This is a genomic window from Maribacter sp. 2-571, from assembly GCF_050589625.1.
Taxonomy (GTDB): Bacteria; Bacteroidota; Bacteroidia; order Flavobacteriales; family Flavobacteriaceae; genus Pelagihabitans.
This window is the reverse complement of the sequence record NZ_JBNGOP010000004.1, coordinates 51,299-77,847: the sequence shown is the minus strand read 5'-3', so window position 1 is coordinate 77,847 and position 26,549 is coordinate 51,299. Positions and strand designations below refer to the sequence as shown.

The following is a 26,549-nucleotide window of genomic DNA, read 5'->3' as shown; positions in this document are numbered from 1 at the left end:
GTTAGTTATTTCTGATGGTTTCTAAATACGGTTTGTATGCTTTTAAGGTTTCTTTGATCATCGCGGAAACCCCGTTACCGGTAATTGTGGCACCGGCAATGGCATCTACCTCATTATCCTTCTTATCGTCGTTCAATGGGTCGTTGTTGGTCTTTGATACCGCTACTCCCGCATAGCTATTTCCGTTCAAAAGTGTTTCCCCCTGAAAGTCGTCCATAAAAAACCGAAGCTTAATGTTGGCTCCGAGTCCGGCCGTTTCTCCCTTATGATCAAAGTAGACCCCTTGGACCACCATATTTTTGTCCACGGACATGAAACCCCATATGGCGTCCCACAGTCCCTTACCGTACATGGGCAACACGTATACCTTTTCACCGTCCTTTTCGCCGACAAAAATCGGTAGTCGCGCTTCTTTACCGGATTTAAAAGCGGCCAATTGTTTTTTAACATCGAGCAAGAAGGCCTGGTCGTCTTTTTGCACCTCACCGTTCACCAATACATACTGTTCCGTGATGCGTTCGTTGAACTTGCCCTCTACCACCTCGGTGGGAATAAAATTCACCCCACTGTCCGGCGTGTTTTCGTTTACGCCCATGGCGTAAAGAATGTTCTGTTGCTTTTCAAAACGTTCGTTCTCTTTGATTCGGTCGCTTAGCCCCGAAGCCAAAAATGCGAGCACGGAACCTACGACGACCACCATGATCACCGCAAATAGCACCGTATATCCGTTTTTATCCGTGTTAATTGCCATTATTAAACTGTTTCTGGTTGTAGTTCAGCTGCTTTGCCTTCCGAATCCTTAGGGAAGATCGTTGCCTTTTTTAATCGCCGCATTCGTTTTTTCACGTTGCCCTGTATCACGTAGTGGTCAATAGTAGGCGCAAATACATTCATCAATAAAATAGCGAGGAATACGCCCTCGGGATACCCTGGGTTGAACACTCGTATCATTACGGATATGAATCCGATAAAAAAGCCATAAATCCATTTGCCCCTTGTGGTCTGGGATCCCGTGACAGGGTCCGTTGCCATATACACGATACCGAAAGCAAGTCCTCCCACGATCAAATGCTTCCAAAATTCAAACTGCATCAAACCATAAAACTTACTGTATTCCGGAATCCAACCGGCATCTACGACACCGTTAAAAATAAGTCCCATAGCCAAGGCGCCTACCACGGCACTTACCATGATTCTCCAACTGGCGATCTTGCTAAAAATGAGAAATAATCCTCCGAGCAATATTAAAAACGTAGAAGTTTCACCGACCGACCCTGGTATAAAACCAAAGAACATGTCCGAAATATCAAATTTTGCCGCATATGCCGCTTCCTTGTTCTGGGCCAGATACCCTAGAATAGTCTCTCCTGTAATGGCATCGGCAGAACCGGCCTGGGTTACCCCGTCCTTTGCACCGTGTACCCATACTTTGTCGCCACTCATCCAAGTAGGATAGGCGAAAAACAAAAAGGCTCGAATGGTCAGTGCAGGGTTTAAAATATTCATTCCCGTTCCTCCAAATACTTCCTTTCCGATCACGACACCGAACACGACCGCTACGGACAACATCCATAAGGGAGTATCTACGGGTACGATCAACGGCACTAACATTCCGGTAACCAAATAACCTTCCTCTACCTCGTGGCCCTTGATCACCGCAAAAATAAATTCCACGATCAACCCTACTCCATAGGAAACGATAACCAAGGGTAGTACGGTAATCAGTCCCAACCAAAAGTTATCCCAGGTAAGGAAATGCTCCATAACCGAAAAATTTTCGGGGAACCCGTTGATTGCGGAATAATGTTGGTATCCGGTATTGAAAAAAGAGAACAACAACACGGGAACCAAGGCCATAATAACGGTATTCATGGTCCGTTTGAGGTCATCCGCTCCTTTTACATGGGTACCTACCCCATGGGTGGTTTCGTCCGGAGTAAACAAAAACGTATGAAACGCGTTGAAAGCAGGAGCCATTTTCTTGCCCTGATACTTCAACTTTAACTCGTGCATTTTTGACTTTATGCTCATATTTTATCCTATTTCTTGATATAATAGATCTAATCCCTCACGAATAATTTTCTGATGGGGCTGCTTTGATATGCAAATAAACTCGGTCAGTGCAAAATCTTCGGGAGCCACCTCATAAAGGCCCAACTGCTCCATTTCATCCAAATCTTTCACCATACAGGCCTTTAAGAGCTGCATAGGAAAAATATCCAATGGAAAAACCTGTTCGTATTGCCCTGTAACCACAAATGCACGGTGTTCCCCGTTGGTATTCGTGGTAAGGTCATATTTCTTTTTAGGCTGCATCCAGGAAAAGGTCAATGCCCGAGTAGTCGAAATTTTATTGAAAATGGGTTTGTTCCAACCGAAGAGTTCGTAATCGTTCCCTTCTGGAATGGCCGTCACAGTATTGTTATAGAACCCTAGATACCCGTCCTGGCTACTTTTGGCCCCGGTAAGAACATCGCCGTTAATGACCCTGAAATTTTCTGAATTGACACCACTGGCATACAAGAATGTAGCGATCTCGGTACCAATTTTCGTTTTAAAGTATTTTGGTGCCTTTACGGAAGAACCGCTCAAGGCCACAATACGTTCCGGGTTGAAACGACCTGTTAATAACAGTTCCCCGATAATCACCAAATCCTGTGGCGTTACGGTCCAAACGGTTTCGCCTTTGTTTACCGGACTTATTTTATTAATCTGTGTTCCCACCAAACCTGCAGGATGCGGGCCTGAGACCTTGTGAACGGTTACATCGTTTAACCCGGCCAGAGGGGAACTTCCCGACTTGCTTACCGAAACATGTACCGCTCCAGGGGTCAACTTACTCAACGCGTTTACCGCGGCCTGTAATTCTTTTTCCTTTCCCTTTAGGGTGAAATCCAGTTCCGCCGCCAATGGGGAAGTCACGTAACCGGAAGTAAAAATCGCTTTCGGCGTACTTTCCGGGTCGGCAATAATATCGTAGGGGCGCTGTTTGATGAAAGGCCAACATCCGGCCTTTAACAATACCGCCTTTATCGCTTCGGGCGATGCCTTCGCAATATCGATGCTGTCGTGAGTGAGATGCTGTTGCTCTTTATCCGCTAGAATTTTAAGTCTCAGGATGCGTCTTCTCGCTCCGCGCTCGATTTCGACCAACTCTCCGCTTACCGGTGATACGAACAACATATTTTCGTTGTTCTTGTTATAGAAAAGTGCCTCTCCGGCTTTTACTTCGCTACCGACCTTCAGCAGCATTTTTGGTGTTATTCCGTGGAAATCTTCGAGATTGATGGCGTAAACATTGCTCAAAACCGCTTTTGAAATGGTTTGTTCCGCAGCACCTACAAGGTTAATGTTCAACCCCTTCTTTATTCGAATGTCTTTAGACATATGTGGTAGCCCTTTAAGGTTATCAAAAGTTGCGCAAATTTACTACTTAAACGATCGTTTTCATAATTATTGCATATAAATTTGGGCTTTATAACGATCAAAATTTGCTTGGTACGCTTTTTGTTTACCTTTGCCCAAAATATTGCTTGTAAATGCGCTTTTATCTTAAACAATTCATATTGTTACTTGTTGTCCCCACCGTCTTTGGACAGGTGCAGGAAGAAATCAATCCGCCGGAACATATTAAGTCGGTAATTTTGAGCGGACCTACGGGAGACCAGTTTCCCGTGGTGCAAATAGGCGAACCGATCTACTTGGAGTTTGACGATATTTCGGCCAGTGAAAGCGATTATTATTATAAATTGGTGCATTGCGATTACGATTGGACCCCGTCGGACCTGTTAAAATCACAATACCTAAAAGGTGTCGATAACCAGCGTATTATCGATTACGGAAATAGCTACACCACCCTGCAGCCGTTTTCCAACTACCGCCTTACCATCCCCAATGAAAATGTGAGCCTAAAAGTGAGCGGCAACTATGTGCTCGAGATTTATGATAACAGCTATGAACTGCAGTTTTCACGAAGGTTTGTGGTTTATAAAGATCTTGTAAAAGTAGGGGGCACCGTTAAACGGTCTCGCGATTTCAATTTTTTAAACGAAAAACAGGTCGTACAATTTAGCGTAAACGCGGGCAATTTTCAATTGGTCAACCCGAAAAAAGAAGTCAAAGTAGCCATCATACAGAACTATTATTGGCCCTCTGCTATCTATAACGTTCCCCCACAATTTACGCTAGGGAAGGAACTCGTTTATAAATATGATAAGGAAACCAGCTTTTTTGGCGGTAACGAATTCTTGAATTTTGACACGAAGGACCTTAGGGCCCCAAGTTCGGTGATTTCCCGAATAGAGCTTAAAGACCTGTACAACCATTATCTGTTCAGCGACCGATTTCGGGTACAAGAGCCCTACACCTACTACCCCGACATCAATGGCGATTTTGTGATCAGAACACTGCAGGGCGAGGACAATTCCAGGGAAGCCGAGTATACCAGGGTGCATTTTAGCCTGCCGTACGACCCTTTGCTGAACCTTGACGACGTATACGTGTTCGGGAAGTACAACAACTATGCCCTGACCGATGAAAATAAACTTTCGTACAACGAGGAAAACGGCATGATGGAAGGTGATATGATCGTGAAACAGGGGTTTTACAACTACAAATATGTGCTAAAACGTGAGGATGGTACCGTTGACCTCAACGCCATTTCAGGAAATTTTCATTTTACCGAAAACACCTATTTGATTCTGGTCTATTATAGAAATTTTGGAGACCTCTACGATAGTATTATCGGCGTCGGTTCGGCCAACGCCAGAAACATCAGTAATTAACAAGTACCGAACCAAAATATCGGTCAATACAACAGGTCCGTATTCATGAGTACCAGACCAACCATTGTCCCAAAGGGACGATTCCAACAAAAATACCGCGGGAACAGCTGCCTTAATTGCGAGCACCCCTTGGCCCTCAGCGACCGGTATTGCCCCAATTGCTCCCAAGTAAACAGCACCAAAAAAATAGCATTAAAAGACTTTTTTAGCGAATTTTTTTCCAGTCTGTTATCCTATGATTCGAAACTGATAAAAACGCTCTCCACCCTTTTACTGCGCCCGGGTACGATCACCAAAGATTATATTTCAGGAAAGCGGGCTTCATATACCAACCCGTTCCGTTTTTTATTGAGCTTGGCTATTAGCTACTTTTTGATGCTCGGCTTTTCGGGAAATTTGAGCGACCTTGACCATTTTGGAGAGGATAGTGATACCGGGTTCAACATGACCGGCCCTTTTAGCTTTGCGATCGACTCCCTGGAGGTGAACAAAATAAAGGAAGGGCTCGAAAAAAATGGGGACACCCTACCATTGGGCAATTGGAACGTTGAAGCGTTGATACATAAAAACGATTCGATCGTACTGAGAGATCCGAAAAAGCACTTTCAAACATTTGCGGACAAGCCGCTATGGGACCGGTTGAACGGGAAAGCAAAATTTTTCAATACCCTTCTCCGAAAGGATAAGGTATATCGTTTTTCCGATGTCGACAAAAAATACGGCATACCTGCCACCTTTGAGAACGAACGTGTTTTTAACGCGACAAGGAGTGCCCTAAAAGTATCAAAACGGCCGGGAACCTTTGCCAGTGCATTGATCTCCAAACTACCCTTTTTCATCTTTTTCTTTTTACCGGTATTCGCGCTGTTCATTTGGATATTGTATGTCAGAAAAAAACATACGTACACCGATCATTTGATCTTTAGCTTTCACAATCAATCCCTGTTGTTTATCTTGCTGACCATAAGCTTTTTACTGGATAGCCTTATCAACAAGACCACCAACGGTATCTTCTTATTGATTTTTGGGTTTTACCTTTACAAAGCAATGCGCAATTTTTATCAACAAGGCCGCGTTAAAACTATTTTAAAATATGTCGTTCTCAACGTCATATTCGTTATTTTAGTAGTGATATCGGCCACCGTGTTCCTCACCGGGAGCATGATGACGTTTTAGAAGAGCAGAATTATGATTACACAGGTTACTAAAGGCATAAAAGTTTCGGTGAATACCAGTTTCGAAGGAACCTTCTTCAAAAATTACAAGATGCACTTCGCTTTTGGGTATACCATTACCATTGAAAACCAAAGTAAGGATTCCGTACAGCTCACTTCGCGTCATTGGGAAGTATACGATGCCCTCAACGAATTGGAAATTTTGGATGGTGAAGGCGTAATCGGCAAAAAGCCCGTAATAAAACCTGGAGAATCCCACACCTACAACTCCGGTTGCTTGTTGGCCTCGCCCATAGGTGCAATGAAAGGGCATTACAACATGGTCAATTTCAGCAACACTGAAAAGTTTAGAGTATACATTCCCACTTTTAAGTTCAGTGCACCCTTCGCATTGAATTAGGCAATACGCTCTTTTCGCATACTCCTCTATCGATAGTCGATTATTAACATTGCTTTTGGGACCATAAGTAAACGCTATTGCACTACCTGAATATTGGACCCATTTGCCATAAAAGGTTCGTCCGAACCACTAGGAAAAAAAGATAAAGAAAGTGGACCGCTGGGTGTTAGACCTCTTTACTTTCCGTATGGAATTTCCCAACATGATTTTCAATAGACCCTCAGGGAAATCTCAACTACGATTACGCTCTGAGTGTTTTAATGTTAAAATGGTGTTATACTTCCCTTTAAATCTCGTTTACTAAAGCTAAATTTGTCCCAACTACAAACTCAAAATCAGTGAACCATGGGCAAAGGATTTTTCCAAGTACCGACCGCATTCAACGAACCTATAAAAGCTTACGCTCCGGGGTCTCCCGAACGAGAGTCGGTGCTACAACAATATAAAGCCTATTTTAACGGCAAAGTCGAAGTACCGTTGTATATCGGAAACGAGGAAATAACAACGGGCAATACCGCAACAATGTCGCCACCCCATGACCACGCGCATGTGGTCGGCACCTATCACATTGCCGAAAAAGCAAATGTAGAAAAGGCGATCGCCAACTGTTTGGAAGCAAAAAGGCAATGGGCCGACCTGGCTTGGGAGCAACGTGCGGCCATTTTTTTGAAGGCCGCCGAATTGATTGCCGGACCTTACCGGGCCAAGATCAATGCCGCGACCATGATCGCGCAATCGAAAACCATTCATCAAGCGGAAATAGATGCCGCCTGTGAGTTTATCGATTTTCTGCGTTTTAACGTGGAATACATGTCCCAGATCTATGAGGAGCAGCCCGATTCGGCCGAAGGGATCTGGAACCGGGTTGAGTACCGCCCTCTAGAAGGTTTTGTATATGCCATTACTCCTTTCAATTTTACCGCCATAGCAGGAAACCTTCCCGCAAGCGCCGCAATGATGGGGAACGTTGTTGTGTGGAAACCGAGCGACAGCCAAATTTTTTCGGCAAAGGTCATTGTTGATGTCTTTAAGGAAGCCGGACTTCCCGATGGCGTAATCAATGTCGTTTATGGCGACCCGGTAATGGTTACCGACACCGTATTGGCTAGTACCGACTTTGCAGGTTTACATTTTACCGGTTCTACCCATGTGTTCAAAGCGCTATGGAAGCAGATCGGGAACAATATCGATACCTACCGCACCTACCCTAGAATAGTAGGGGAAACTGGAGGAAAGGACTTTATTATCGCACATCCCTCCGCTAACACAAAACAGGTTGCCACCGCAATTACTAGAGGGGCCTTTGAGTTTCAGGGGCAAAAGTGTAGCGCGGCCTCCAGAGTGTACCTCCCAAAATCGACGGCTACCGAAATTTTAAATTTGGTAAAGGAAGATATCGCCTCTTTTAACCGCCCAGGTTCTCCCGAGGACATGTCCAATTTTATAACGGCCGTCATCCATGAAGGGTCGTTCGATAAATTGGCCCGCTATATCGACCAGGCCAAAAAAGATTCCAATGCCGAAATTTTTGCCGGGGGAAATTATGATAAGAGCAAGGGGTATTTTGTAGAACCGACGGTGATCGTCACCACCGACCCCAAATATACTACCATGGAAACCGAGCTGTTCGGCCCTGTGGTAACCGTATATGTTTACGATGATCGGAAATGGGAGGATACCTTGAAATTAGTGGACAGCACTTCTGAATATGCCTTAACGGGAGCAGTACTGTCTACCGACCGATATGCTATTGAAACAGCTACGAAAGTGTTGCAAAATTGTGCCGGAAATTTCTATATCAACGATAAACCCACTGGGGCCGTAGTAGGGCAACAACCTTTCGGTGGCGGCAGGGCTTCGGGCACCAATGACAAAGCGGGATCTGCACAGAATTTGCTGCGTTGGGTGTCCCCACGTTTGATCAAAGAAACCTTTGTTACACCGGTGGACTATCGCTATCCGTTTTTAGGATAAGGCATACGGACTGGCCTGAGGCCGTTTCCTTGGATATCATTGCTTCCTGGGTAAAGCCCCTAATTTGGTAAAGACCGATCTCTCAATGATTTTAGGTACCTTTAGATGCTTCTATGGAGAGGCCATAAAAGCATCAGCAACCCTAACGATAAGAAAATGAAAAAAATCGCAATTTGTCTATTCCTTGCCTTTTCGGGCTTGGTATCGGCACAGGAAAATCTGACCCAGACCACCATTCAAGGAGTTTTGCAGGGAAATCAGGCACAAGTAGTTCAATTGGCTGAAGCCTTTTCAGAGGACCAGTACAACTGGCGCCCCAGTGAAGGCGTCAACTCCGTTGGAGAGGCACTATTGCATATCGCCGGAGGCAACTACTTTATCCTGTCGAAAATGGGTTTTCCTCCACCGGAAACGGTAGACATGATGGGGCTTTCCAAAATAACCGGAAAGGACAACATTTTAGCCGCTTTAAAGCAATCCAATGAATTCGCCCTTGCCCATATCACAAAAGTGAAGACGGCCAAATTCAGTGAAGAGGTCGATTATGGTTTCGCTAAAATGAACATGTTGGCCGGGTTATTGGCCATTATGGAGCACAACGGGGAGCATAAGGGACAATTGATCGCCTATGCCCGTTCCAACGATGTGGTACCGCCCTGGAGCAAGTAGGAAACTACCATTTAACGATCAAGCCTTCGGTGCCGCTAACGCATCGAAGGCTTTTTTGTGCCAATTTTCCTGTTGATCGAATTTAACCTGGCTTATCAAAATAGGTAACAATGCAGCTTCCTTTTGATTTGTCAACCGTGTACGTTCGATACGTGATACCATTTTGCTTTGAAATGGTATAATAATCCCTTCACAAAACGCTTGCAAAAAAACAAAGGGACAACCAACAAGCTTGGATCGGCTCATTTTAAAGGGAATTAGCCACTATACAATGTCCTGCATGTTTTCCCGTTAAAGAATACCGTTCGAAATCACCATTCCTTTGAATCATGACAAGAATCACAATGAAAACCTTTCTAAAAATAGTGTTTGCCCCGCTATTATGGCTTATCAATAGTTGCTCGCCGCTCGGCAATCCTGTGGACGAAAAAAAGTCCGACAGCCATTACTACAACAAGCAGAAAAGTGATATCAACTACAGTCCCATGGGAAACTGGTTCGAACTGGCAAATACCCCTATGAACGCGGATGTTTCCAGTTTTAAGGTATTGACCCGGTATTTGGCAACAGACAAGCATCGGGCCTATTTTATGCAACACCCGATTGCCGAGGGTAAAGTTGACCTAAAAACATTTCACGCCAAAGAAGGGTTCTACATGTCCATGATAGGATTGGACCGCAATCATGTGTATCAATTTAGCAAGGAATATGGTGCCGAAATTAAAAGCATTGTCCCTGTTAAGATCGAAGGGGCAGACCCCGCCACCTACGAAGCCATAGATTACCTTTGGGCCAAAGACGATGAAAACTTTTTTTACCGTCAACAAAAGGTGCCCGTCGATTATAACAGTTTTGAGACCTTAGGGGAAAGTTTCAGCAGGGACAAGGACAGCATTTACTACCACGCCCTATCAAACTTTAAGTCCATATCGGCCGACATCGGTTCTTTTAAAATCCTACACGAACGGTATTATGCAATGGATCGAAACACCGTTTTTGTCAACCATTATACCGGTAACGAAGAAGACACCCATGTAATTCCCATACCTATTGCGCCCGGTGAAACGGTACGGCTTTTGAACGAAGCCTACGTGCAAATAGGCGCGCGTATCTTTTATGGGGCTGAACCCGTTGATCTTGATGCCAGTACCACCGAAATTATCGGAACGTACTACATTAAGGACCATAAAAAAGTATTTTATCAAGACCAATGGCTCCAGGATGCCGACCCCCAAAGCTTCTCCACTATTGGCGACTTTAATGTCGGTGATAAAAAGGGAGTGTTTCGCGGTGCGGAACGTGTTTCCAAAAACTAGGGAAAGTTATGCCATGTCATCATTTTTGGTAAAACCAATACGGCACCTCCTGAACCCTTATTGGCCAGCACCAGCAGTATCCCGAGCCCCAATTCGGAAGACACTCGATTTTCTTTTCATTTTAGAATTTCATGACAAAGTTCCAACGCGCAAACCGGGTTTAATCAGCAGTTCCCTTAAATTTTATGGGGAGATACACGACTTTTTTGGTTTCAAAAAAGGGATCTTCAAAATAATCGGTCAAATTAAAGAGCTGCGAGTTGCGGTAGTCCTTCAGCTCTTCGGATAGGTCGCCACCCTTTAAATAGAGAATACCGTTGCGGCGTGAATGAACAGCGGTTTTTTTTATTTTCCCCTTGGTCCAGCGGGTAAAGGTCGGCATGGGGGCAACCGCCCTGCTTACAATAAAATCGAACTGTTCTTTTAGTTCTTCTACCCTTGCATTGATGGCGAACACGTTTTTCAATTCAAGTCCATTGACTACTTCGTTTACGACCTTTATTTTTTTTCCGATAGAATCGACAAGTGTAAAGTGCACCTCGGGAAACATGATCGCCAAGGGGATTCCCGGAAAACCACCTCCGGTACCCACATCCAATACGGTACTACCCGGAAGAAAGCGTTGTACCTTGGCGATGCCCAGGGAGTGTAGGACATGCCTTAGATAAAGCTCATCGATATCCTTTCTGGAAACAACGTTTATTTTCTGGTTCCAATCCTGATAAAGGTGGGCCAATTGTCGGTATTGTTCCCGTTGTTCGGGAGTCATCTCCGGAAAATATCTGAAAAGTGTTTCTTCGTTCATACCAGCAGCTATCTGCCGCAAAAATAGTATATTCGAGCTTGTTAATTTTTAGCATTTTAAGAAAGCTTTCATACCTTTTCCTACGATTGCCCCTATATTTACAAAAAAATAGTTTTATGAATGCAAGTCCCGTTCGGTTTTCCCGTAAAGATTCCGCGCAGTTTTTCAAGACCTTGAACAAAAGGGTCAATGAATATTTCAAAGAAAATAGCATAAAAAAGACCGGAAACTGGAAATTACACCTGAAAACGGTAGTCATGTTCGCCCTTTTCCTCACCCCTTATTTTTTAATCCTTACCCTTGGGCTTCCCAACTGGGCCAATTTATTGTTGACCATGGTTATGGGCGTTGGTATGGCCGGTGTGGGCATGAACGTGATGCACGATGGCAATCACGGCTCTTACTCCAACAAAAAATGGGTAAACAAGCTTATGGGGAGCAGTATTTACATTTTGGCAGGTAACGTTTACAATTGGCAGGTACAACACAATGTACTACACCATACCTATACGAACATACACGAGCATGACGAGGATATGGAGGCAGGTCGCATCCTACGTTTTTCAAAACATGCCGAATGGAAAAAACACCATCGCTTCCAACATTTTTATTCTGTATTCCTTTACGGCCTATTGACCTTTAACTGGGCGATAACCACCGATTTTCAGCAGATGTACCGGTATATGAAACGCAAACTGTCCTATGGAAAGTTGCCCAGTCCCGCCGTTAATTGGAGTACGCTTGTGGTCACAAAATTGCTTTACGTAACCATATGGATCGTTATTCCTTTGGTGTTCTTGGATATTGCCTGGTATAAAATTTTATTAGGCTTTTTTGTAATGCACTATGTTGCAGGGGTCATCCTCAGCGTCGTTTTCCAGTTGGCCCATATCATCGATCATGCGGACACTCCATTACCCGATGCCCAAGGAAACATGAAAAACACCTGGGCCATACACCAGCTTTTCACTACGGTAAATTTTGGAACCAAAAACAAAATTGTCAATTGGTTTACCGGAGGTTTGAATCACCAGGTGGAACACCATATTTTTCCGAACATCAGCCATATTCATTATACCAAGATCTCAAAGATCGTAAAACAGACCGCAAAGGAATTCAACCTTCCCTACCACGAATATAAAACGACCCGAAAGGCCGTGATATCCCATTTCAAGCATTTAAAAGAATTGGGGAAACAGCCTTCTTTACAATACTAACGGCTCGCTGGTTTTCAAAGAACTCTTTTAAACGAGTTCTTTGAAAAACGTAGGACCGCTCCGGAAACGGAGCGGTTTTTTTATGGCGCCGACGGTACATTGGTATAAGATGATTTTACACAATCGCGATCAATATTGTAGAATCCTACATCTTCATGCCCAAAAGAATCCCAAAAGTTTTAATTTTGACCAAAATAGAACGGGCGCCCTTTTGGGCCGGTTTAACATAAACAAAAACACCTCTAGCAATGAGCGAGCGATTATCCGAAAGAATCAATAACGTAACCCCTTCGGCCACCTTGGAAATGGCGGCAAAAGCACGTGAGCTAAGAGCTGCGGGAAAAGACATTATAGGCCTTAGCCTTGGGGAACCTGACTTTAATACTCCGGATTATATAAAAGAAGCCGCTATACAAGCGGTGAACGAAGATTACAATTCCTATACGCCGGTCGACGGTTATGTGGAGCTAAAGGATGCCATTATTACCAAATTTGACCGTGATAACGGACTTCGGTACGAGCGCAGTCAGATCGTGGTCTCTACCGGTGCCAAGCAATCCCTTTACAACGTCGCCCAAGTAATTTTGAACAAGGGGGACGAAGTTATTTTACCCTGTCCCTACTGGGTAAGTTATAGCGATATCGTAAAACTTGCCGATGGCGTTCCCGTAGAGGTGCCGACGTCCATTGACAATGATTTTAAAATGACACCGGAGCAACTGGAGGCGGCCATTAGCCCGAAAACCAAAATGCTTTGGTATAGCTCACCATGCAACCCGAGCGGTTCCATCTATAGTAAGGAAGAACTCCGTGCGCTGGCCGATGTGCTGCAAAAGCATCCTCAAATTATTGTTGTGAGCGACGAAATTTACGAGCACATCAATTATGGGGTTACGGCCCATGCCTCCATGGCCGAATTTGAGGACATGTACGAGCGTACCGTAACCGTTAACGGTGTGGCCAAGGCCTTTGCGATGACGGGATGGCGTATCGGTTATATCGGTGCCCCTAGTTACATCGCTCGCGCCTGTAATAAATTACAAGGACAGGTTACCAGCGGTGCCAATTGTATCGCACAGCGGGCCGTAATTACGGCATTGACCGAGTCGCCAAGTAGAATTTCCTATATGGTGGACGAGTTTAAAGTGCGTAGAAGTCTTATTTTAGGGTTATTGAACGGTATCGATGGTTTTAAATGCAACTCCCCTGAGGGTGCCTTTTATGTTTATCCGGACGTCACCGCTTACTTTGGAAAGACCATTAATGGCGTAACGATAAACAACGCATCGGATTTTGCCATGTATCTGTTGGAACACGCCAATGTTGCCACGGTTACCGGGGATGCCTTTGGAAACGGTGCCAGTATCCGTATTTCGTATGCGGCGGCCGAAAAGGAAATCCGTGAGGCCATCAAAAGGATCAAAAACGCTTTGGCCGGGTAACAAAACCGTTTTTATTACGGCCATAAACCTTTATTTTTCAACGCAATATCCCGATTTTCGGTAAGGAGTGATTGGGTTACGGTCCTTTCTAATCGAACCGTTCGGCCAACAAAACCAGTGACATGAAAACAATGACGTGCAAACAATTGGGAGGGGCTTGCGACATGGCGTTTCAAGCGGAAACGTTCGAAGAAATGGCAGAACTCAGTAAAAAGCACGGTATGGAAATGTTCGAAAAGGAAGACGCCGATCATTTGAAGGCGATGAACGACATAAAGCACATCATGCAGTCACCGGAAGGAATGCAAACCTGGTTTCAGGCCAAAAGGAAGGAATTTGATGCGCTCCATGAAGGATAACCCAAAGCTTGACTTGTTTTCGGCTATACGCGTTTCCAAAAATAGGGTGTAAGGATAATCAGTACCGTAAACAGTTCCAGACGGCCCGCCAACATTAAAAAACAACACCACCATTTACCAAGATCCGGTAATCCGTTAAAGTTGCTCAAAGGATTTAAACTTCCAAAAGCAGGACCTACGTTCCCCAATGACGAGGCGGCACCCCCTATGGCCGAAACAAAATCGAGACCTAGCGCGCCAAGCACCAAAGAACCGATAATGAATAACAACATGTATAGTACAAAAAAGCCGATAATGTTGTAAACGATATGTTCTTTAACGGTTTTATTGTTGTACCGAACCGGAATAACGGCATTCATGTGAAGTGTTCGCTTGAACTCCAAAAGACCGTTTTTTATGATCAACAGATGGCGCATTACTTTCATACCGCCCGAGGTGGATCCTGCGGAACCGCCAAGAAACATCAACCCGAAAAAGAAAACGGTCAAAAAGGGTGTCCAGCTCGTAAAATCCGCGGTAACAAAACCCGTCGTAGTAATCACTGCGATTACCTGGAACAACGAATGGCGAAAAGCGCTCTCCGCTTCCCCGAAAACCATGGGGTGGTATTCCGTAACGGGCACGTTCGCTTTAAAAAACACCACAAAAGCGGCCAAAATGGCAAAACCGAAAATGAATATCGCATAGAAACGAAACTCCTCGTCCTGGATTATTTTTTGCACCTTTCCTTTAAAAGCAAAGTAACTCAACACAAAATTACTCCCCGCCAAAAACATAAAAAGGATAATGATGTACTGAATGAGCGGTTGATCGTTCCAATAGGCGACACTAGCATTTTTGGTAGAAAATCCACCGGTAGATAGGGTAGCCAAAGAATGGTTGACCGCATCAAAAAACGTCATCCCGGCAAGCTTCAGCAACAGGGTTTCCGCAACGGTATATCCAAAATAAATGAGCCATAACCGCTTAGCGGTATCGGTAATCCTTGGGTGGAGTTTATCGGTATTCGGACCGGGCGCCTCTGCGGCGAACAGTTGCATGCCCCCGATACCCAACAAGGGCAAAATGGCAATTGCCAAAACGATGATACCCATGCCCCCGATCCAATGGGTTAGGCTTCGCCAAAGCAATAATCCTTCAGGAAGCGCCTCAATGTCGTCCAAAATGGAGGCCCCCGTGGTGGTATATCCCGAAATAGTCTCAAAAAAAGCATTGGTAATACCGGGTACCGCTCCAGAAAAAACATAGGGAAGCATTCCCGATACGGACATGATAACCCAACCAAAGGTTACGATGAGATACCCCTCTTTTCGTTTTACCTCTTTTTTATGCCCCCTGGTAAAATACATGGCGGACACCCCAACGAACAAGGTCGTGATCGCGGCAACGGTTATGCCCAAGGTAGCACCGTCGCGATACAGGCCACTAACCAAGGCCGCAATAAGCATAAAGCCTCCATTACAGAGCAACAACAGCCCCATGATGTGTAATATGATCCTAGTATTGAGCCCCATCTATAAAAACAATCGTTCGATAACCGGTATTACCTCGGGCAAGCAGCAGACCACTACCCTATCGCCCTCCCGAATTTCAAAACCTCCCAGCGGTATGTACCCTTTACCTTCCCGTACCACGCCCCCGATAGTGGCCGATTTCGGAAAATCGAGCTCCCGTATAATATTGCCGGTAACCCTGGAATCGGATTTCACCACAAATTCCAATATTTCGGCGTTAAGGTTGTTCAAACGCATCAAAGCAACTACTTCGCCCCTTCTGATGTGACGAAAAATGTTATTGGCCGCCAATAGCTTTTTATTGATCAACGTATCGATCCCTATGGATTGGGAGAGCTGAAAATAATCCATGTTCTCGACCAATGCGATGGTTTTTTTAATGTGTTTCGACTTTGCCACCAAACAGGACATGATGTTGGTCTCCGAGTTTCCGGTAACGGCGATAAAGGCATCCATGGATTCGAGACTTTCCTCTTCCAAAAGTTCAACGTTTCTACCATCGCCATTAATGACCAGGGCGTTCGGAAGATCGTCGGCAAGGTCAAAGGCCTTTTCCTTATCCTGTTCAATGAGTTTTACGTTGAATTTTTTGGCGCAGAGGTCGCGGGCGGCCTTAAAACCGACTTGGCTCCCCCCCAAAATCATCACATTTTTAATATCCTGTTTCTTTTTTCCGGTAAGTTTGTAGAGTTCATCCACACCCTCTTTTACCGTTATAAAGTACACTTGGTCTCCTTCCTTAAAAACGGTATCGCCCCTAGGGATTACCGTAAACTGTGTTCCGGTACGCTGCAACGCAATGGGCATGAAATGCAGCTCTGGAAAAATAGTAGCCGCTTCTTTCACCATTTTACCTACGAACGGAGCGGTCTTGGGCAAAGAAACCCCGACCATGATCAAGGTACCGTCCTCAAACTCATAGGTATCGTTAAAGGCCGACTTGTTCAACAACATTTGAATTTCCGTAGCGGCAAGCTCCTCGGGAGAGATCAGTTCATCGATCCCCAATTCGTGAAATTTCACCAACTCTTTGTTGTCCACGAATTCCGTGTTGGAGATACGCGCAATGGTTCGCTGGCATCCGAGCTGTTTGGCCAACATGCAAAGGGTAATATTGGTGGTTTCGGAGGAAGTGACCCCGATAACCAGTTCGGAACTGGCTACCCTGGCATCCTTTAACACCGATATAGAGGTGGCGTCGCCGCGCAATACCCGAATGTCCAAATGACTATCGGCATAGGCCAACCCGGTCTTGTCCGTGTCGATCAACGTAATATCCTGAGATTCATAGGAGAGTAGTTTTGCCAAATGAAAGCCGACTTCACCTGCTCCAGCAATTATAATTTTCATCCGATTAAGTACATGGTATAAACTTAGGCGTATTTTTTGTTCGCCGATAAGAAAGAAATGCTCGATCAACCGATTCGGTCATATTGCAATCCACGGAAAGATAAGATTTGCTTTTCGTGCAGTACAAAATTACGCATTAATTGGGTCGGCATCAAAAGAACCTGTATTAAAAACACATTCCGGACCGCTTTATTGCACCCGATACGAGTTTATGCGGTAAGAAAATCTCTTGAGTGGACCTTTCAACGGTAACTTTTAAATTTCCTATCAAAATTTCGATGGTTTTGGCTTGCTTGAAATGGGTTACACCACCAAAGAACAGTTTCGTTACCGCACATAATCGTTCATTGCCAATCTCGAACAACAACTTGGTACACGTTCCCATTGCGAAGTCGTATCTTTGCAAAAAAATTGTTCGCATGTCGAAAAAAGTCACACCCTACGACGATTCCCAATTGGGAAAAAAGGCCCAGGTCACTAAAATGTTCGACACCATCAGCAAAAATTATGATGGCCTTAATCGGGTAATTTCCTTCGGTATCGATATCAAATGGCGTAAAAGGGTGGTCAATATTCTAAAGAAAAAAGCCCCTAAGAATGTACTGGACATCGCTACCGGAACCGGTGACCTTGCCATCAACCTTATGGAAACGGGTGCGGAACAGATCGTAGGACTCGATATTTCGCCAGGAATGCTCGAAGTAGGCAAGAAAAAGGTATTGGATAAAAAAATGGGCGATACCATTGAAATGGTCGTGGGCGACAGCGAAAAACTGGCCTACGACGATCACAGTTTCGATGCCGTAACGGTGGCCTTTGGGGTACGGAATTTTGAGACCTTGGAAAAAGGGTTGGCAGAGATTTATCGCGTACTCGATAAAAACGGGACCCTAGTGATTCTCGAAACCTCGGTTCCTACCAAATTCCCTTACAAACAAGGGTATCGGTTGTACACCAAATTCATTCTCCCGGTCATTGGCCGTTTGTTTTCCAAAGACCGTTCGGCATACACCTACCTGAGCGAATCGGCTGCAGTTTTCCCCCATGGGGAAGCCTTCAACAATATTTTGCGTAAAATCGGGTTTATAGAGGTAGAGAACAGACCCCAGACCTTTGGGGTCGCATCCATTTATGTTGCCACAAAATAAACCTATGAGGATTACTTTTTTACTGTTGTTTCTAGTATTTTTTTCCGGAACGACGGCTTTTGCCCAGTTCAAGGAAAATCCGGTACTGAATATAGAGAACAAGGACAAAAAGTTCCTGAATTACGGGTATTTCCTCGGATTCAACCAATACGATTTCAAGTTCGATTATGAAACCGATCTCGGTATGGAAGATGAAATATTGGTAGACAAATCGGTGGGCTTTAACGTAGGGCTTATCGGCGAAATGCGACTCAACGAGTTTCTTGACCTTCGTTTTGAACCCGGGTTGCATTACAATGCCCGAAACTTGAACTACACCAAATTTTCACCCGAAGAAAGTATTCCCGCCAACATCTTAAGGGAAGTAAAATCGACCTACATCAATTTTCCATTACTCCTGAAAGTAAGTACCAAACGTTTTGGGAATTGGAAACCTTTTTTAATAGGTGGACCATCGGCATCCCTCAATTTGGGAAGCAATGAAACCAATTTGGACGATAATAGCAGTGGTACCTTTCGAATGACCAAATGGAACTACAACTACGAACTGGGCTTCGGTATCGACTTTTACTTGGAGTATTTCAAATTTACGCCTTCCATAAGGGGCGTGTTCACCATGTCGGACGAACTGATTCCCGATGCTGACCCAAATAGTCCTTGGACGGGCAACATCGATGCAATGCGTACCAGGGGGCTGTTCATCAACTTTACTTTTGAATAATACCGTTTTTACCTTTGAAATAGTATTACGTTTTTTATACCTTCCTTATTTCATGTAAGAAAACGGCGGTAGCCATGGCAACATTGAGGCTCTCCGCACCATTGTCCCCATAACGGGGGATGCTCACTTTTTTTGAAACGATGTTTTCAATTTCTGCCGATATCCCCTTTCCCTCGTTTCCCATGACCAAAATGCCCGGCTTTTCGAGGGATAGCCCATAAACCGATTCCCCTTCCATAAAAGTTCCATATACCGGTCGATGCGCATCGCCCAAATAGGAGGCTAAATCACAATACCCTACGGTAACCCTGGTAATAGATCCCATGGTAGCCTGTAAAACTTTGGGGTTGTAGCAATCGACCGTATGTTCGGAACACACCAAATGGCGTATTCCGAACCAGTCGCAAAGCCGAATAATGGTTCCCAAATTTCCCGGATCGCGTACATCGTCCAACGCCAGTATCCAATCGGTATCGTTGGGCTTGCCGGAAGCAGGTATACGAAAGACCCCAATAGCGGTATTGGGCTGGGTCAGACCGCTCATTTGCCCCAACTCCCTTTCGGTAATCAAGGACACCGATAGATCGGTGGTGTTCAAAGCCGATGCGTCCACCGTGTACACCGAAACCGCCTCATAATCGGAGGCTAGAAGCTCGTTTACCATTTTGGCCCCTTCCACCACGAACATTCCGTTTTGGTTGCGGTATTTTTTTTGTTGCAGACTCCTGACAAATTTCAACTCATTTTTTGTAGCCATACGTGAATCCCAAAATTTAGACCAATTTATACCATAAAACACCAAAGTTGCTTTTTCATTTCCTTTTTTTCACAAGGGTATCCCGTAAAAAATAAAGATTCCCGTACTACAAAACCATATTTGGGTATTTTGGCACGGGGACTTTACCGAATTCAATGTATTTTTGATTTCTATGGGGCAGCCGTTGCGAGCAAAAAGAAGTATTCGTCACCTTGGTTTGTGGGTATGCACCCTACTCTTTCTCTCGTGCAACAGCTTAAAACTGGTCGGTGATGATCAACTGCTCGTTAAAAAGAACGTTATTTATGCCGATAGCGTAAAGGTGAGCGAAGAAGCCATTGAAAACTTCATTTTACAGGAACCCAATAGCACTATTTTGGGCTATCCGCTTCGATTGAACCTGTATAATTTGGCAAAGCAAAATCCGGACTCCTCCTTTCAGGCATGGTTGCACAAAAAGGAAAATCGCGAAAAACGTCTGAACAAAATCCTGTCGGAAAAGCAAGTGTCCCGTTTGGGGGAATCTTTTTTGGTCAAAGGCCTTAGCGAGACCTTAAAAAAAATTGGGGAGCCACCGGTCATTTTGGATACCGCCTTGACAAGGGCTACCATGGAACGGCTTAATGCCTATTACAAGGCACAGGGATATTTGAACAACACCACATCCTATTCCATAGATACGGTCGCGTCATCACAACGGGCCTTGGTGGATTACCGTATAACGCTCAACAAACCTTTTATGGTAGATTCGGTAGCGGCCATTATAGCCTCTCCCACCATAGATTCCCTATATCGGTTGAACGTCGCCGATGCGATCATTAAAAAGGGGAGCCAGTTTAATGTAGATGAATTTGGTAGGGAACGCGAACGGCTCACAGAGGTATTCCGGAACAACGGGGTATACAATTTTCAAGAGAGCTCCATAAAATTCGATATCATCAGCGATACTACCCGTTTGGCCAATGACCAAAAAATGGGTGCGATATTGAACATCGACGATCTTAGAAAACGTGGGGAAGGTACCATTACCACGGAGCCCTACAAGGTTACCCATTTTGAGAACATCAACATTTACACGGATTTTCTTTTTGACGATAACAATACCCAGCAGGAATTCATTCGCTATAACGGATATACCATATTTTACAGGGGAAAGCTACGCTTTAAGCCTAAGGCACTTACCGATGCCGTGTTCTTTGAAAAAGATAGCCTTTACCGCGATATCGACAAGGTGCGTACCTACCGGCAAATTACCAATTTGGGGGTTTTCAAATATCCGACCATCACCTTTGATACCGACAGCACGCGAAGAAAATTGACATCCAATATTTATTTGGCCGCCCGACCAAAATATTCTTTTGGGGCCAATTTGGATGTGACGCATTCCAATATTCAACGTATCGGTATGGCGGTGAGTCCGTCTTTACAAGCAAGAAACCTTTTCAAAGGAGCCGAAAACCTCAGCCTTTCCACGCGTTTGAGCCTTGGTAACTCCAGTGATCCCAACATTCAGGACAATCGCTTTTTCAATATTCAGGAATACGGAGCGGACCTCAGTCTGGATTTTCCCCGCATCTGGTTTCCGTTCATTAAAACCAATACCCTCATCCCAAGTTATTCCCTTCCCAGGACGCGATTATCGGTTGGGGCGAGTTTTCAGCAAAATATCGGGTTGGACAAACGTACCCTAAATTCAGTTTTAGGATATAGTTGGAAACCCTCACAACGCATCAACCATAACATCGAGTTACTGAACGTGCAGTTCGTAAACAACGTGCGTCCCGATCAATTTTTCTCGTTCTACCGAAGTTCCTACGCCGAATTGGACGATATCGCGGATGCCTACCAAGATGATCCTACGCTTAGTGATTTTTTCGAAACCCCAAAAGGTCAAACAGAACCCAGATTGGAAATTCCGGACGGGACCGCTGGTCTCATTGAAGCCGTGCGCAATAATCAAATTGTGGGCCTGAGCTCGGAGGACCGTACCGATGTGGGCCGTATAGAAGAACGCAGGTTGCGTTTGGTAGAGGACAACCTGATCTTTGCAAGTAACTATACGTTAAACCTCAATAACCGGGAAGCGTTGACGGATAATGACTTTTACCAATTCCGGTTCAAGATCGAAAGTGCCGGAAATCTGTTGTCAGGGCTGTCGCAGCTTATCCCTTTCGGCGGGGAGGAAGGCAGTAGGGAAGTGTTGGACGTAGTCTTTTCACAATATCTAAAGGGCGAGACCGAGTTTGTGAAGTATTGGGACTTTAGGCGTTCGAACGTACTGGCCTTTCGTTCCTTTTTTGGAATCGCGGTCCCTTACGGAAACTCCAACAGCATCCCCTTCGTACGTAGTTATTTCGCCGGTGGGGCCAACGACAATCGTGGATGGTTCCCCTATAGTCTGGGTCCTGGAAAAACGAATGCCATCAATGATTTTAACGAAGCGAACCTGAAAATTGCCCTTAATCTGGAATACCGCTTTCCGGTCGCCGGTAATTTTAAGGGAGCCCTTTTTGCCGATGCGGGGAACATCTGGAACGTATTTGACAATGTGGAAGACCCCGACGCCAAGTTTAAGGGCATCGGTTCTTTGGGCGACATTGCATTGGGTTCCGGTTTCGGGCTTCGTTATGATTTTACCTATTTCCTATTTAGGGTCGATCTTGGGTTTAAGACCTATAATCCCGCAGAAGAGCAATCTAAACGATGGTTCCGCGATTATAACTTTGCGAATTCGGTACTTCAAATAGGTATCAATTATCCTTTTTAATTTTTTTAAATCGCAGCTTTGTTCAGCCAGAACAAAACGTTTTCGCACAGCGGGGTTTCCCTAAATGCAAAAGGAAGGCGTTTACCCGTTTTGGTTTGCCTTAGAAAATCACAATTTACGTCCTTATTTTGCCATTTTTAACAACCGTAGTCCGGTGGCGCCTCCTAAAAATGACTACAGACCGGTACGAAAGCCAGTTTTCGCCGTTCCGAACAAAAAGAGGAATCAAGTTCCGTAAAAAAACCGATCGTCCACTATTAGTTATTTTATTACTTTTGTGCCATTCCAATAAAAAATTTAACAGACAAAAATATTATGTCCCACAACATCAAAGCAGGTGTCGCTACAGGTGACGAAGTACAACAAATATTCAACTACGCAAAAGAAAAGGGTTTTGCACTGCCCGCGGTAAACGTTATCGGTTCCAATACCATTAACGGGGTTTTGGAAACCGCTGCCAGCCTAAACGCACCGGTCATCATTCAATTTTCGAACGGTGGGGCCCAGTTCAATGCGGGGAAAGGTTTGTCCAATGAAGAGCAGCGTGCTGCCGTACAGGGTGCCGTTGCAGGTGCAAAGCATGTACACCAATTGGCCGAAGCTTACGGAGCTACGGTCATCCTACATACCGACCACTGCGCTAAAAAATTATTGCCTTGGATCGACGGCATGTTGGAAGCGAGCGAAAAGCACTTTGCCGAGACGGGGAAATCCCTATTTAGCTCCCATATGATCGATCTTTCGGAAGAACCTTTGGAAGAAAATATCGAAATATGTAAGGGCTATTTGGAGCGTATGGCCAAGATGGACATGACCCTTGAAATCGAACTTGGTATTACTGGTGGTGAAGAGGATGGTGTGGACAATTCGGATGTGGACGATAGCAAATTATACACCCAGCCCGAAGAAGTGGCCTATGCCTATGAGGAGCTTTCAAAGGTCAGCCCTAGATTTACCATTGCCGCCGCTTTTGGAAACGTACATGGGGTTTACAAACCGGGCAATGTAAAGTTGACACCAAAAATCCTTAAGAATTCCCAAGAATACATCAGTGAAAAGTACGGGGTGGAACACAACCATATCGATTTTGTTTTTCACGGTGGTTCGGGATCTACGGTGGAGGAAATTCGAGAAGGTATCAGCTACGGTGTTATTAAAATGAACATCGATACCGATTTGCAATATGCCTTTCTTTCCGGGGTCCGGGACTATGTTCAGGAAAATAAAGCCTTTTTACAGACCCAAATCGGTAACCCAAAAGGCGACGATGAGCCCAACAAAAAGTTTTATGACCCCCGCGTTTGGTTAAGGGAAGGTGAAAAAAGCTTTGTAGAACGTTTGAAAAAGGCCTTTGAGGACCTTAATAATGTAAATACCTTATAACGCCCTTAAATGAGGCACTAAAACCGTCGGTAGTATGACAGCATGGTTCAAAAGAAAGGAAAAGGGTATACAAACGGCCACCGAGGAAAAGAAAGACACCCCTAAGGGACTTTGGTACAAGTCCCCTACCGGAAAAATCGTGGAATCGGAGGTATTGGCCAAAAACTTTTATGTAAGTCCGGAAGACGATTACCATGTAAGGATCGGAAGCAAGGAGTATTTCGAAATACTTTTTGACGACAACAAGTTTAAGGAGCTTGACGGCAAGCTTACCTCAAAAGACCCGTTGAAATTCGAGGATACCAAAAAGTACTCGGACCGTTTGAAAGCGGCCCAAAAGAAAACGGGCCTGAACGATGCGGTTCGGACGGCGGTAGGAAAATCAGTGGGAAAAGACCTAGTGGTCGCCTGTATGGACTTCTCTTTTATCGGCGGTTCCATGGGGAGTGTCGTAGGGGAGAAAATTGCCCGGGCGATAGACCATTCCATTAAAAAGAAAATCCCATTTTTAATGATATCGAAGTCCGGAGGGGCCCGTATGATGGAAGCGGCCATATCATTGATGCAGTTGGCGAAAACTTCGGCAAAATTGGCGCAATTGGCGGAAGCCAAAATACCCTATATTTCCCTTTGTACCGACCCGACTACCGGAGGTACCACCGCTTCCTACGCCATGTTGGGCGACATCACCATATCGGAACCCGGTGCGCTTATCGGTTTTGCCGGACCTAGGGTCGTAAAAGAGGCTACCGGAAAGGAATTACCAAAAGATTTCCAAACTGCAGAATTTTTGTTGGAGCATGGCTTTCTTGACTTTATCGTACATCGGAGCCAACTGAAGAAAAAAATCAATCTGTACATCGACCTGATTCAAAATAATCCGGTCCGTAGCGAAAAAGCTTCTTAGCACACCCTTTTGTCTTGATGGCAACCGTTTTACAGTTCACAAAAAAAAGACACCTATGAAATGAGCCATAACAATTCTTGATACCAACCGAAATGATTATTGGCGAATTACATCTGACCATTAAAAAACAATAAATATTAACAGATGAAAATGTCCCCCATCTTAATAGGATTCCCGTTACTTATCGGAATGCTTTTCTGTTGTTCTACCGACAAAATAAGTGCGGACGAGCAAGAGGCCTTGGCCGATTCGGATATTGCCTCCAAAGAGGGCGGGGCAAAAACGACCCTGGTCGAGATCAGCGGGGAAGAGAACGCCTATCGTTTCAACGTAACGGTTTCCAGCCCCGATACCGGATGCGAGCAGTATGCCGATTGGTGGGAGGTAATCGATACCGATGGCAATCTTTTGTTCCGCCGTATTTTGGCCCATAGCCATGTAGGGGAACAACCTTTTTCAAGGTCTGGCGGGCCCATTGCCATCTCCGGCAATACCGAAGTGTATATCAGGGCACATATGAACAACCTTGGGTACGGCGATTCCGTACTGAAAGGTAGCGCTGAAAAAGGATTTGAACCGATTCGGTTGGATGCCGAATTTGCCGAAGCATTGGCATCGGAGAACCCTTTACCGGAAGGGTGTGCTTTCTAAAGGTCATTCTTTTTGGGTAATGGAGCCTACTTCTAGGAGAAAGTGAACATTTTCAAAGAATTACGCGAATCAACGTGATTTCGCGCGCATTGAAATGTACTTGCGCAAAGCGACCTAATAACTACTTTGGCCTTATCCCATTTCTTGTGTTACAACGGTCAGTGCTATCAAAAAGTACGACCGAGACGCCTCACCATAATTCATCCCGGCCGCACAACAATTGAACTAGACCAACTCAATATTATTTCTTGGAAAACCGTCTTAAGGCTACCTCCTCGATATTTCCTTCTGCATCGGTCAACATTCCTTTTGCATCACATGTACCGTCACCGAAATCCAAGCTTGCGGTATTACCGTCCCTCGAAATACGCAGCACACCGCTAACGATAAACCGACAGGACCATTCTTTTCGCAATGGTTCTACAATTTCTTTGGTGTGCGTCTTGCCCGCCCTGTTGGTGTGCGTTCCCGATCCGGAAATCAAAAACACATTATCCCCCCATGAGCCGGACCCATATCCTTCGATCCATTCCCGGGTCCTGTTGCCTTCAAAACTCGTAGCCTCCCCTTCGGGCCAAACCCCTTCAAAACTCCACGACGCCATTCCCTTGGGGTTCGCGCCTTCAGTGGCCCCTGTTCTAACTACCGATGCCCCGCCGGAAACAGCAACACCATTGAACGTGAAATTTTCCAGTACCAGCTCCACAGTTTTAGTGGCCAGCCCCATATCCTTATTGTAGCTCAAATACATGGTTCCCGACACCACATTACCGTTCGGCAACTCACAGCCTTCACCAAAAGCAATGGTTTTTTCTTTGGAAGTATCCGTCGTTACCGTAGTTACAATGGCACAGTCCGGTAAAAAATCGGAGCGATAATTGTTCTTGGAAACGGTGGAAATTTCATCCGTAGCGTACACATCCTCGGCAATTCCCATGATATCCTCGGAAATCAATTCCGCTTCATCGCTTATTTGTAGTTCCACGGCACTGATCACCCCAGTATCCCCAAAGTTTAAATCGGTATTCGACTCCCTGTCACAAGAGGCCAGTATTATGACCCCTGAAAATAATAGTCTTACAATTCCTTGTTTCATCATTATAGATTTTAATGTTTATCATTATTCAAATACCCTTCCCAAAAAATGTTCGCTAGCATTTATCCCATTTTCTATTAACCGGGTACTTCACATCAATTCATACCAGTAAGA

23 protein-coding genes are annotated in these 26,549 nt (G+C 44.9%); 15 read left to right on the top strand and 8 right to left on the bottom strand.

Translation table 11 applies throughout. From position 1 onward, the window contains the following. Window position 1: 1 nt before the first annotated feature. From ACRD7P_RS04250 to ACRD7P_RS04240, 3 genes are read right to left on the bottom strand one after another with little or no spacing between them, the layout of a single operon-like run. Window positions 2-751 carry a Na(+)-translocating NADH-quinone reductase subunit C gene (locus tag ACRD7P_RS04250; protein WP_430906261.1) on the bottom strand — a complete coding sequence of 250 codons (750 nt, stop codon included), beginning with the start codon at window positions 749-751 and terminating at the stop codon, window positions 2-4. A gap of 2 nt (window positions 752-753) precedes the next feature. Beyond that, the gene (locus ACRD7P_RS04245; protein WP_430906260.1) at window positions 754-2,031 is read right to left on the bottom strand and encodes an NADH:ubiquinone reductase (Na(+)-transporting) subunit B; all 1,278 of its coding nucleotides are present in this window, start codon (window positions 2,029-2,031) and stop codon (window positions 754-756) included. A 3-nt stretch (window positions 2,032-2,034) separates the two neighbouring features. After that, the gene (locus ACRD7P_RS04240) at window positions 2,035-3,387 is read right to left on the bottom strand and encodes a Na(+)-translocating NADH-quinone reductase subunit A (protein ID WP_430906259.1); all 1,353 of its coding nucleotides are present in this window, start codon (window positions 3,385-3,387) and stop codon (window positions 2,035-2,037) included. Between the two features lie 152 nt (window positions 3,388-3,539). On the opposite strand from ACRD7P_RS04240, the gene ACRD7P_RS04235 reads away from it, so the two are divergent. From ACRD7P_RS04235 to ACRD7P_RS04210, 6 genes are all read left to right on the top strand, one after another. After that, window positions 3,540-4,784 carry a DUF5103 domain-containing protein gene (locus ACRD7P_RS04235; RefSeq protein ID WP_430906258.1) on the top strand — a complete coding sequence of 415 codons (1,245 nt, stop codon included), beginning with the start codon at window positions 3,540-3,542 and terminating at the stop codon, window positions 4,782-4,784. A gap of 45 nt (window positions 4,785-4,829) precedes the next feature. After that, window positions 4,830-5,960 carry a DUF3667 domain-containing protein gene (locus ACRD7P_RS04230; RefSeq protein WP_430906257.1) on the top strand — a complete coding sequence of 377 codons (1,131 nt, stop codon included), beginning with the start codon at window positions 4,830-4,832 and terminating at the stop codon, window positions 5,958-5,960. 12 nt (window positions 5,961-5,972) lie between these two features. After that, window positions 5,973-6,359 (top strand): Co2+/Mg2+ efflux protein ApaG, encoded by a 387-nt coding sequence (gene apaG, locus ACRD7P_RS04225; RefSeq protein ID WP_430906256.1) that lies wholly within the window; start codon window positions 5,973-5,975, stop codon window positions 6,357-6,359. A 345-nt stretch (window positions 6,360-6,704) separates the two neighbouring features. After that, window positions 6,705-8,333, top strand: a complete 1,629-nt coding sequence (pruA, locus tag ACRD7P_RS04220; RefSeq protein WP_430906255.1) for an L-glutamate gamma-semialdehyde dehydrogenase — start codon at window positions 6,705-6,707, stop codon at window positions 8,331-8,333. Window positions 8,334-8,489: 156 nt separating this feature from the next. Further along, a complete protein-coding gene (locus ACRD7P_RS04215) occupies window positions 8,490-9,002 on the top strand; it encodes a DinB family protein (RefSeq protein ID WP_430906253.1) in 513 nt (170 codons plus the stop codon). A gap of 329 nt (window positions 9,003-9,331) precedes the next feature. Then, the gene (locus tag ACRD7P_RS04210; protein ID WP_430906252.1) at window positions 9,332-10,318 is read left to right on the top strand and encodes a DKNYY domain-containing protein; all 987 of its coding nucleotides are present in this window, start codon (window positions 9,332-9,334) and stop codon (window positions 10,316-10,318) included. Between the two features lie 160 nt (window positions 10,319-10,478). Here the strand turns inward: ACRD7P_RS04210 and rsmG are convergent, their stop codons facing one another. Then, the gene (gene rsmG / locus ACRD7P_RS04205; protein ID WP_430906251.1) at window positions 10,479-11,123 is read right to left on the bottom strand and encodes a 16S rRNA (guanine(527)-N(7))-methyltransferase RsmG; all 645 of its coding nucleotides are present in this window, start codon (window positions 11,121-11,123) and stop codon (window positions 10,479-10,481) included. Window positions 11,124-11,239: 116 nt separating this feature from the next. Here rsmG and ACRD7P_RS04200 point away from each other — a divergent pair, with 116 nt between their 5' ends. The 3 genes from ACRD7P_RS04200 to ACRD7P_RS04190 all read left to right on the top strand — a co-directional run bounded on the left by ACRD7P_RS04200 (window position 11,240) and on the right by ACRD7P_RS04190 (window position 14,141). Continuing rightward, the gene (locus ACRD7P_RS04200; protein WP_430906250.1) at window positions 11,240-12,340 is read left to right on the top strand and encodes a fatty acid desaturase family protein; all 1,101 of its coding nucleotides are present in this window, start codon (window positions 11,240-11,242) and stop codon (window positions 12,338-12,340) included. A gap of 248 nt (window positions 12,341-12,588) precedes the next feature. Beyond that, window positions 12,589-13,782: a pyridoxal phosphate-dependent aminotransferase gene (locus ACRD7P_RS04195; RefSeq protein ID WP_430906249.1), complete on the top strand. Its 1,194-nt coding sequence runs from the start codon at window positions 12,589-12,591 to the stop codon at window positions 13,780-13,782. Between the two features lie 122 nt (window positions 13,783-13,904). Further along, the gene (locus ACRD7P_RS04190) at window positions 13,905-14,141 is read left to right on the top strand and encodes a DUF1059 domain-containing protein (protein ID WP_430906248.1); all 237 of its coding nucleotides are present in this window, start codon (window positions 13,905-13,907) and stop codon (window positions 14,139-14,141) included. A 23-nt stretch (window positions 14,142-14,164) separates the two neighbouring features. On the opposite strand, the gene ACRD7P_RS04185 is transcribed toward ACRD7P_RS04190, so the two are convergent. Both ACRD7P_RS04185 and trkA read right to left on the bottom strand, forming a co-directional pair. Next, window positions 14,165-15,655: a TrkH family potassium uptake protein gene (locus ACRD7P_RS04185; RefSeq protein WP_430906247.1), complete on the bottom strand. Its 1,491-nt coding sequence runs from the start codon at window positions 15,653-15,655 to the stop codon at window positions 14,165-14,167. Beyond that, a complete protein-coding gene (gene trkA, locus ACRD7P_RS04180; RefSeq protein ID WP_430906246.1) occupies window positions 15,656-17,005 on the bottom strand; it encodes a Trk system potassium transporter TrkA in 1,350 nt (449 codons plus the stop codon). 419 nt (window positions 17,006-17,424) lie between these two features. Here trkA and ubiE point away from each other — a divergent pair, with 419 nt between their 5' ends. Further along, on the top strand, window positions 17,425-18,153 hold the full coding sequence (gene ubiE, locus ACRD7P_RS04175) for a bifunctional demethylmenaquinone methyltransferase/2-methoxy-6-polyprenyl-1,4-benzoquinol methylase UbiE (RefSeq protein ID WP_430906245.1): 729 nt from the start codon (window positions 17,425-17,427) through the stop codon (window positions 18,151-18,153). A 4-nt stretch (window positions 18,154-18,157) separates the two neighbouring features. Further along, entirely contained in the window at window positions 18,158-18,874 is a 717-nt protein-coding gene (locus ACRD7P_RS04170; protein ID WP_430906244.1) for a porin family protein, read from the top strand. Between the two features lie 34 nt (window positions 18,875-18,908). Here ACRD7P_RS04170 and ACRD7P_RS04165 read toward each other — a convergent pair whose 3' ends face one another. Beyond that, window positions 18,909-19,631, bottom strand: a complete 723-nt coding sequence (locus tag ACRD7P_RS04165) for an RNA methyltransferase (RefSeq protein WP_430906243.1) — start codon at window positions 19,629-19,631, stop codon at window positions 18,909-18,911. Between the two features lie 172 nt (window positions 19,632-19,803). Between ACRD7P_RS04165 and ACRD7P_RS04160 the strand changes: the two genes are divergently transcribed. The 4 genes from ACRD7P_RS04160 (at window position 19,804) to ACRD7P_RS04145 (ending at window position 25,339) form a co-directional block, all read left to right on the top strand. Continuing rightward, a complete protein-coding gene (locus tag ACRD7P_RS04160; protein ID WP_430906242.1) occupies window positions 19,804-22,398 on the top strand; it encodes a BamA/TamA family outer membrane protein in 2,595 nt (864 codons plus the stop codon). A 315-nt stretch (window positions 22,399-22,713) separates the two neighbouring features. After that, entirely contained in the window at window positions 22,714-23,781 is a 1,068-nt protein-coding gene (gene fbaA / locus ACRD7P_RS04155) for a class II fructose-bisphosphate aldolase (RefSeq protein WP_430906241.1), read from the top strand. Window positions 23,782-23,815: 34 nt separating this feature from the next. Continuing rightward, window positions 23,816-24,688: an acetyl-CoA carboxylase, carboxyltransferase subunit beta gene (accD, locus tag ACRD7P_RS04150; RefSeq protein WP_430906240.1), complete on the top strand. Its 873-nt coding sequence runs from the start codon at window positions 23,816-23,818 to the stop codon at window positions 24,686-24,688. Window positions 24,689-24,838: 150 nt separating this feature from the next. Then, window positions 24,839-25,339 (top strand): hypothetical protein, encoded by a 501-nt coding sequence (locus ACRD7P_RS04145; protein WP_430906239.1) that lies wholly within the window; start codon window positions 24,839-24,841, stop codon window positions 25,337-25,339. A 241-nt stretch (window positions 25,340-25,580) separates the two neighbouring features. Here ACRD7P_RS04145 and ACRD7P_RS04140 read toward each other — a convergent pair whose 3' ends face one another. Beyond that, on the bottom strand, window positions 25,581-26,435 hold the full coding sequence (locus ACRD7P_RS04140) for a hypothetical protein (RefSeq protein ID WP_430906238.1): 855 nt from the start codon (window positions 26,433-26,435) through the stop codon (window positions 25,581-25,583). Between the last annotated feature and the right edge of the window lie 114 nt (window positions 26,436-26,549).

Excerpts from the sequence above, each read along its gene's own strand:
- rsmG (WP_430906251.1), bottom strand. The coding sequence starts at position 11,123 with ATGAACGAAGAAACACTTTTCAGATATTTTCCGGAGATGACTCCCGAA.
- ACRD7P_RS04195 (WP_430906249.1), top strand. The coding sequence starts at position 12,589 with ATGAGCGAGCGATTATCCGAAAGAATCAATAACGTAACCCCTTCGGCC.
- ACRD7P_RS04200 (WP_430906250.1), top strand. The coding sequence starts at position 11,240 with ATGAATGCAAGTCCCGTTCGGTTTTCCCGTAAAGATTCCGCGCAGTTT.
- pruA (WP_430906255.1), top strand. The coding sequence starts at position 6,705 with ATGGGCAAAGGATTTTTCCAAGTACCGACCGCATTCAACGAACCTATA.
- ACRD7P_RS04215 (WP_430906253.1), top strand. The coding sequence starts at position 8,490 with ATGAAAAAAATCGCAATTTGTCTATTCCTTGCCTTTTCGGGCTTGGTA.
- ACRD7P_RS04210 (WP_430906252.1), top strand. The coding sequence starts at position 9,332 with ATGACAAGAATCACAATGAAAACCTTTCTAAAAATAGTGTTTGCCCCG.
- ACRD7P_RS04145 (WP_430906239.1), top strand. The coding sequence starts at position 24,839 with ATGTCCCCCATCTTAATAGGATTCCCGTTACTTATCGGAATGCTTTTC.
- ACRD7P_RS04245 (WP_430906260.1), bottom strand. The coding sequence starts at position 2,031 with ATGAGCATAAAGTCAAAAATGCACGAGTTAAAGTTGAAGTATCAGGGC.
- ACRD7P_RS04240 (WP_430906259.1), bottom strand. The coding sequence starts at position 3,387 with ATGTCTAAAGACATTCGAATAAAGAAGGGGTTGAACATTAACCTTGTA.
- ACRD7P_RS04185 (WP_430906247.1), bottom strand. The coding sequence starts at position 15,655 with ATGGGGCTCAATACTAGGATCATATTACACATCATGGGGCTGTTGTTG.
- fbaA (WP_430906241.1), top strand. The coding sequence starts at position 22,714 with ATGTCCCACAACATCAAAGCAGGTGTCGCTACAGGTGACGAAGTACAA.
- ubiE (WP_430906245.1), top strand. The coding sequence starts at position 17,425 with ATGTCGAAAAAAGTCACACCCTACGACGATTCCCAATTGGGAAAAAAG.
- accD (WP_430906240.1), top strand. The coding sequence starts at position 23,816 with ATGACAGCATGGTTCAAAAGAAAGGAAAAGGGTATACAAACGGCCACC.
- trkA (WP_430906246.1), bottom strand. The coding sequence starts at position 17,005 with ATGAAAATTATAATTGCTGGAGCAGGTGAAGTCGGCTTTCATTTGGCA.
- ACRD7P_RS04170 (WP_430906244.1), top strand. The coding sequence starts at position 18,158 with ATGAGGATTACTTTTTTACTGTTGTTTCTAGTATTTTTTTCCGGAACG.
- ACRD7P_RS04230 (WP_430906257.1), top strand. The coding sequence starts at position 4,830 with ATGAGTACCAGACCAACCATTGTCCCAAAGGGACGATTCCAACAAAAA.
- ACRD7P_RS04140 (WP_430906238.1), bottom strand. The coding sequence starts at position 26,435 with ATGAAACAAGGAATTGTAAGACTATTATTTTCAGGGGTCATAATACTG.
- apaG (WP_430906256.1), top strand. The coding sequence starts at position 5,973 with ATGATTACACAGGTTACTAAAGGCATAAAAGTTTCGGTGAATACCAGT.
- ACRD7P_RS04160 (WP_430906242.1), top strand. The coding sequence starts at position 19,804 with ATGGGGCAGCCGTTGCGAGCAAAAAGAAGTATTCGTCACCTTGGTTTG.
- ACRD7P_RS04235 (WP_430906258.1), top strand. The coding sequence starts at position 3,540 with ATGCGCTTTTATCTTAAACAATTCATATTGTTACTTGTTGTCCCCACC.
- ACRD7P_RS04165 (WP_430906243.1), bottom strand. The coding sequence starts at position 19,631 with ATGGCTACAAAAAATGAGTTGAAATTTGTCAGGAGTCTGCAACAAAAA.
- ACRD7P_RS04190 (WP_430906248.1), top strand. The coding sequence starts at position 13,905 with ATGAAAACAATGACGTGCAAACAATTGGGAGGGGCTTGCGACATGGCG.
- ACRD7P_RS04250 (WP_430906261.1), bottom strand. The coding sequence starts at position 751 with ATGGCAATTAACACGGATAAAAACGGATATACGGTGCTATTTGCGGTG.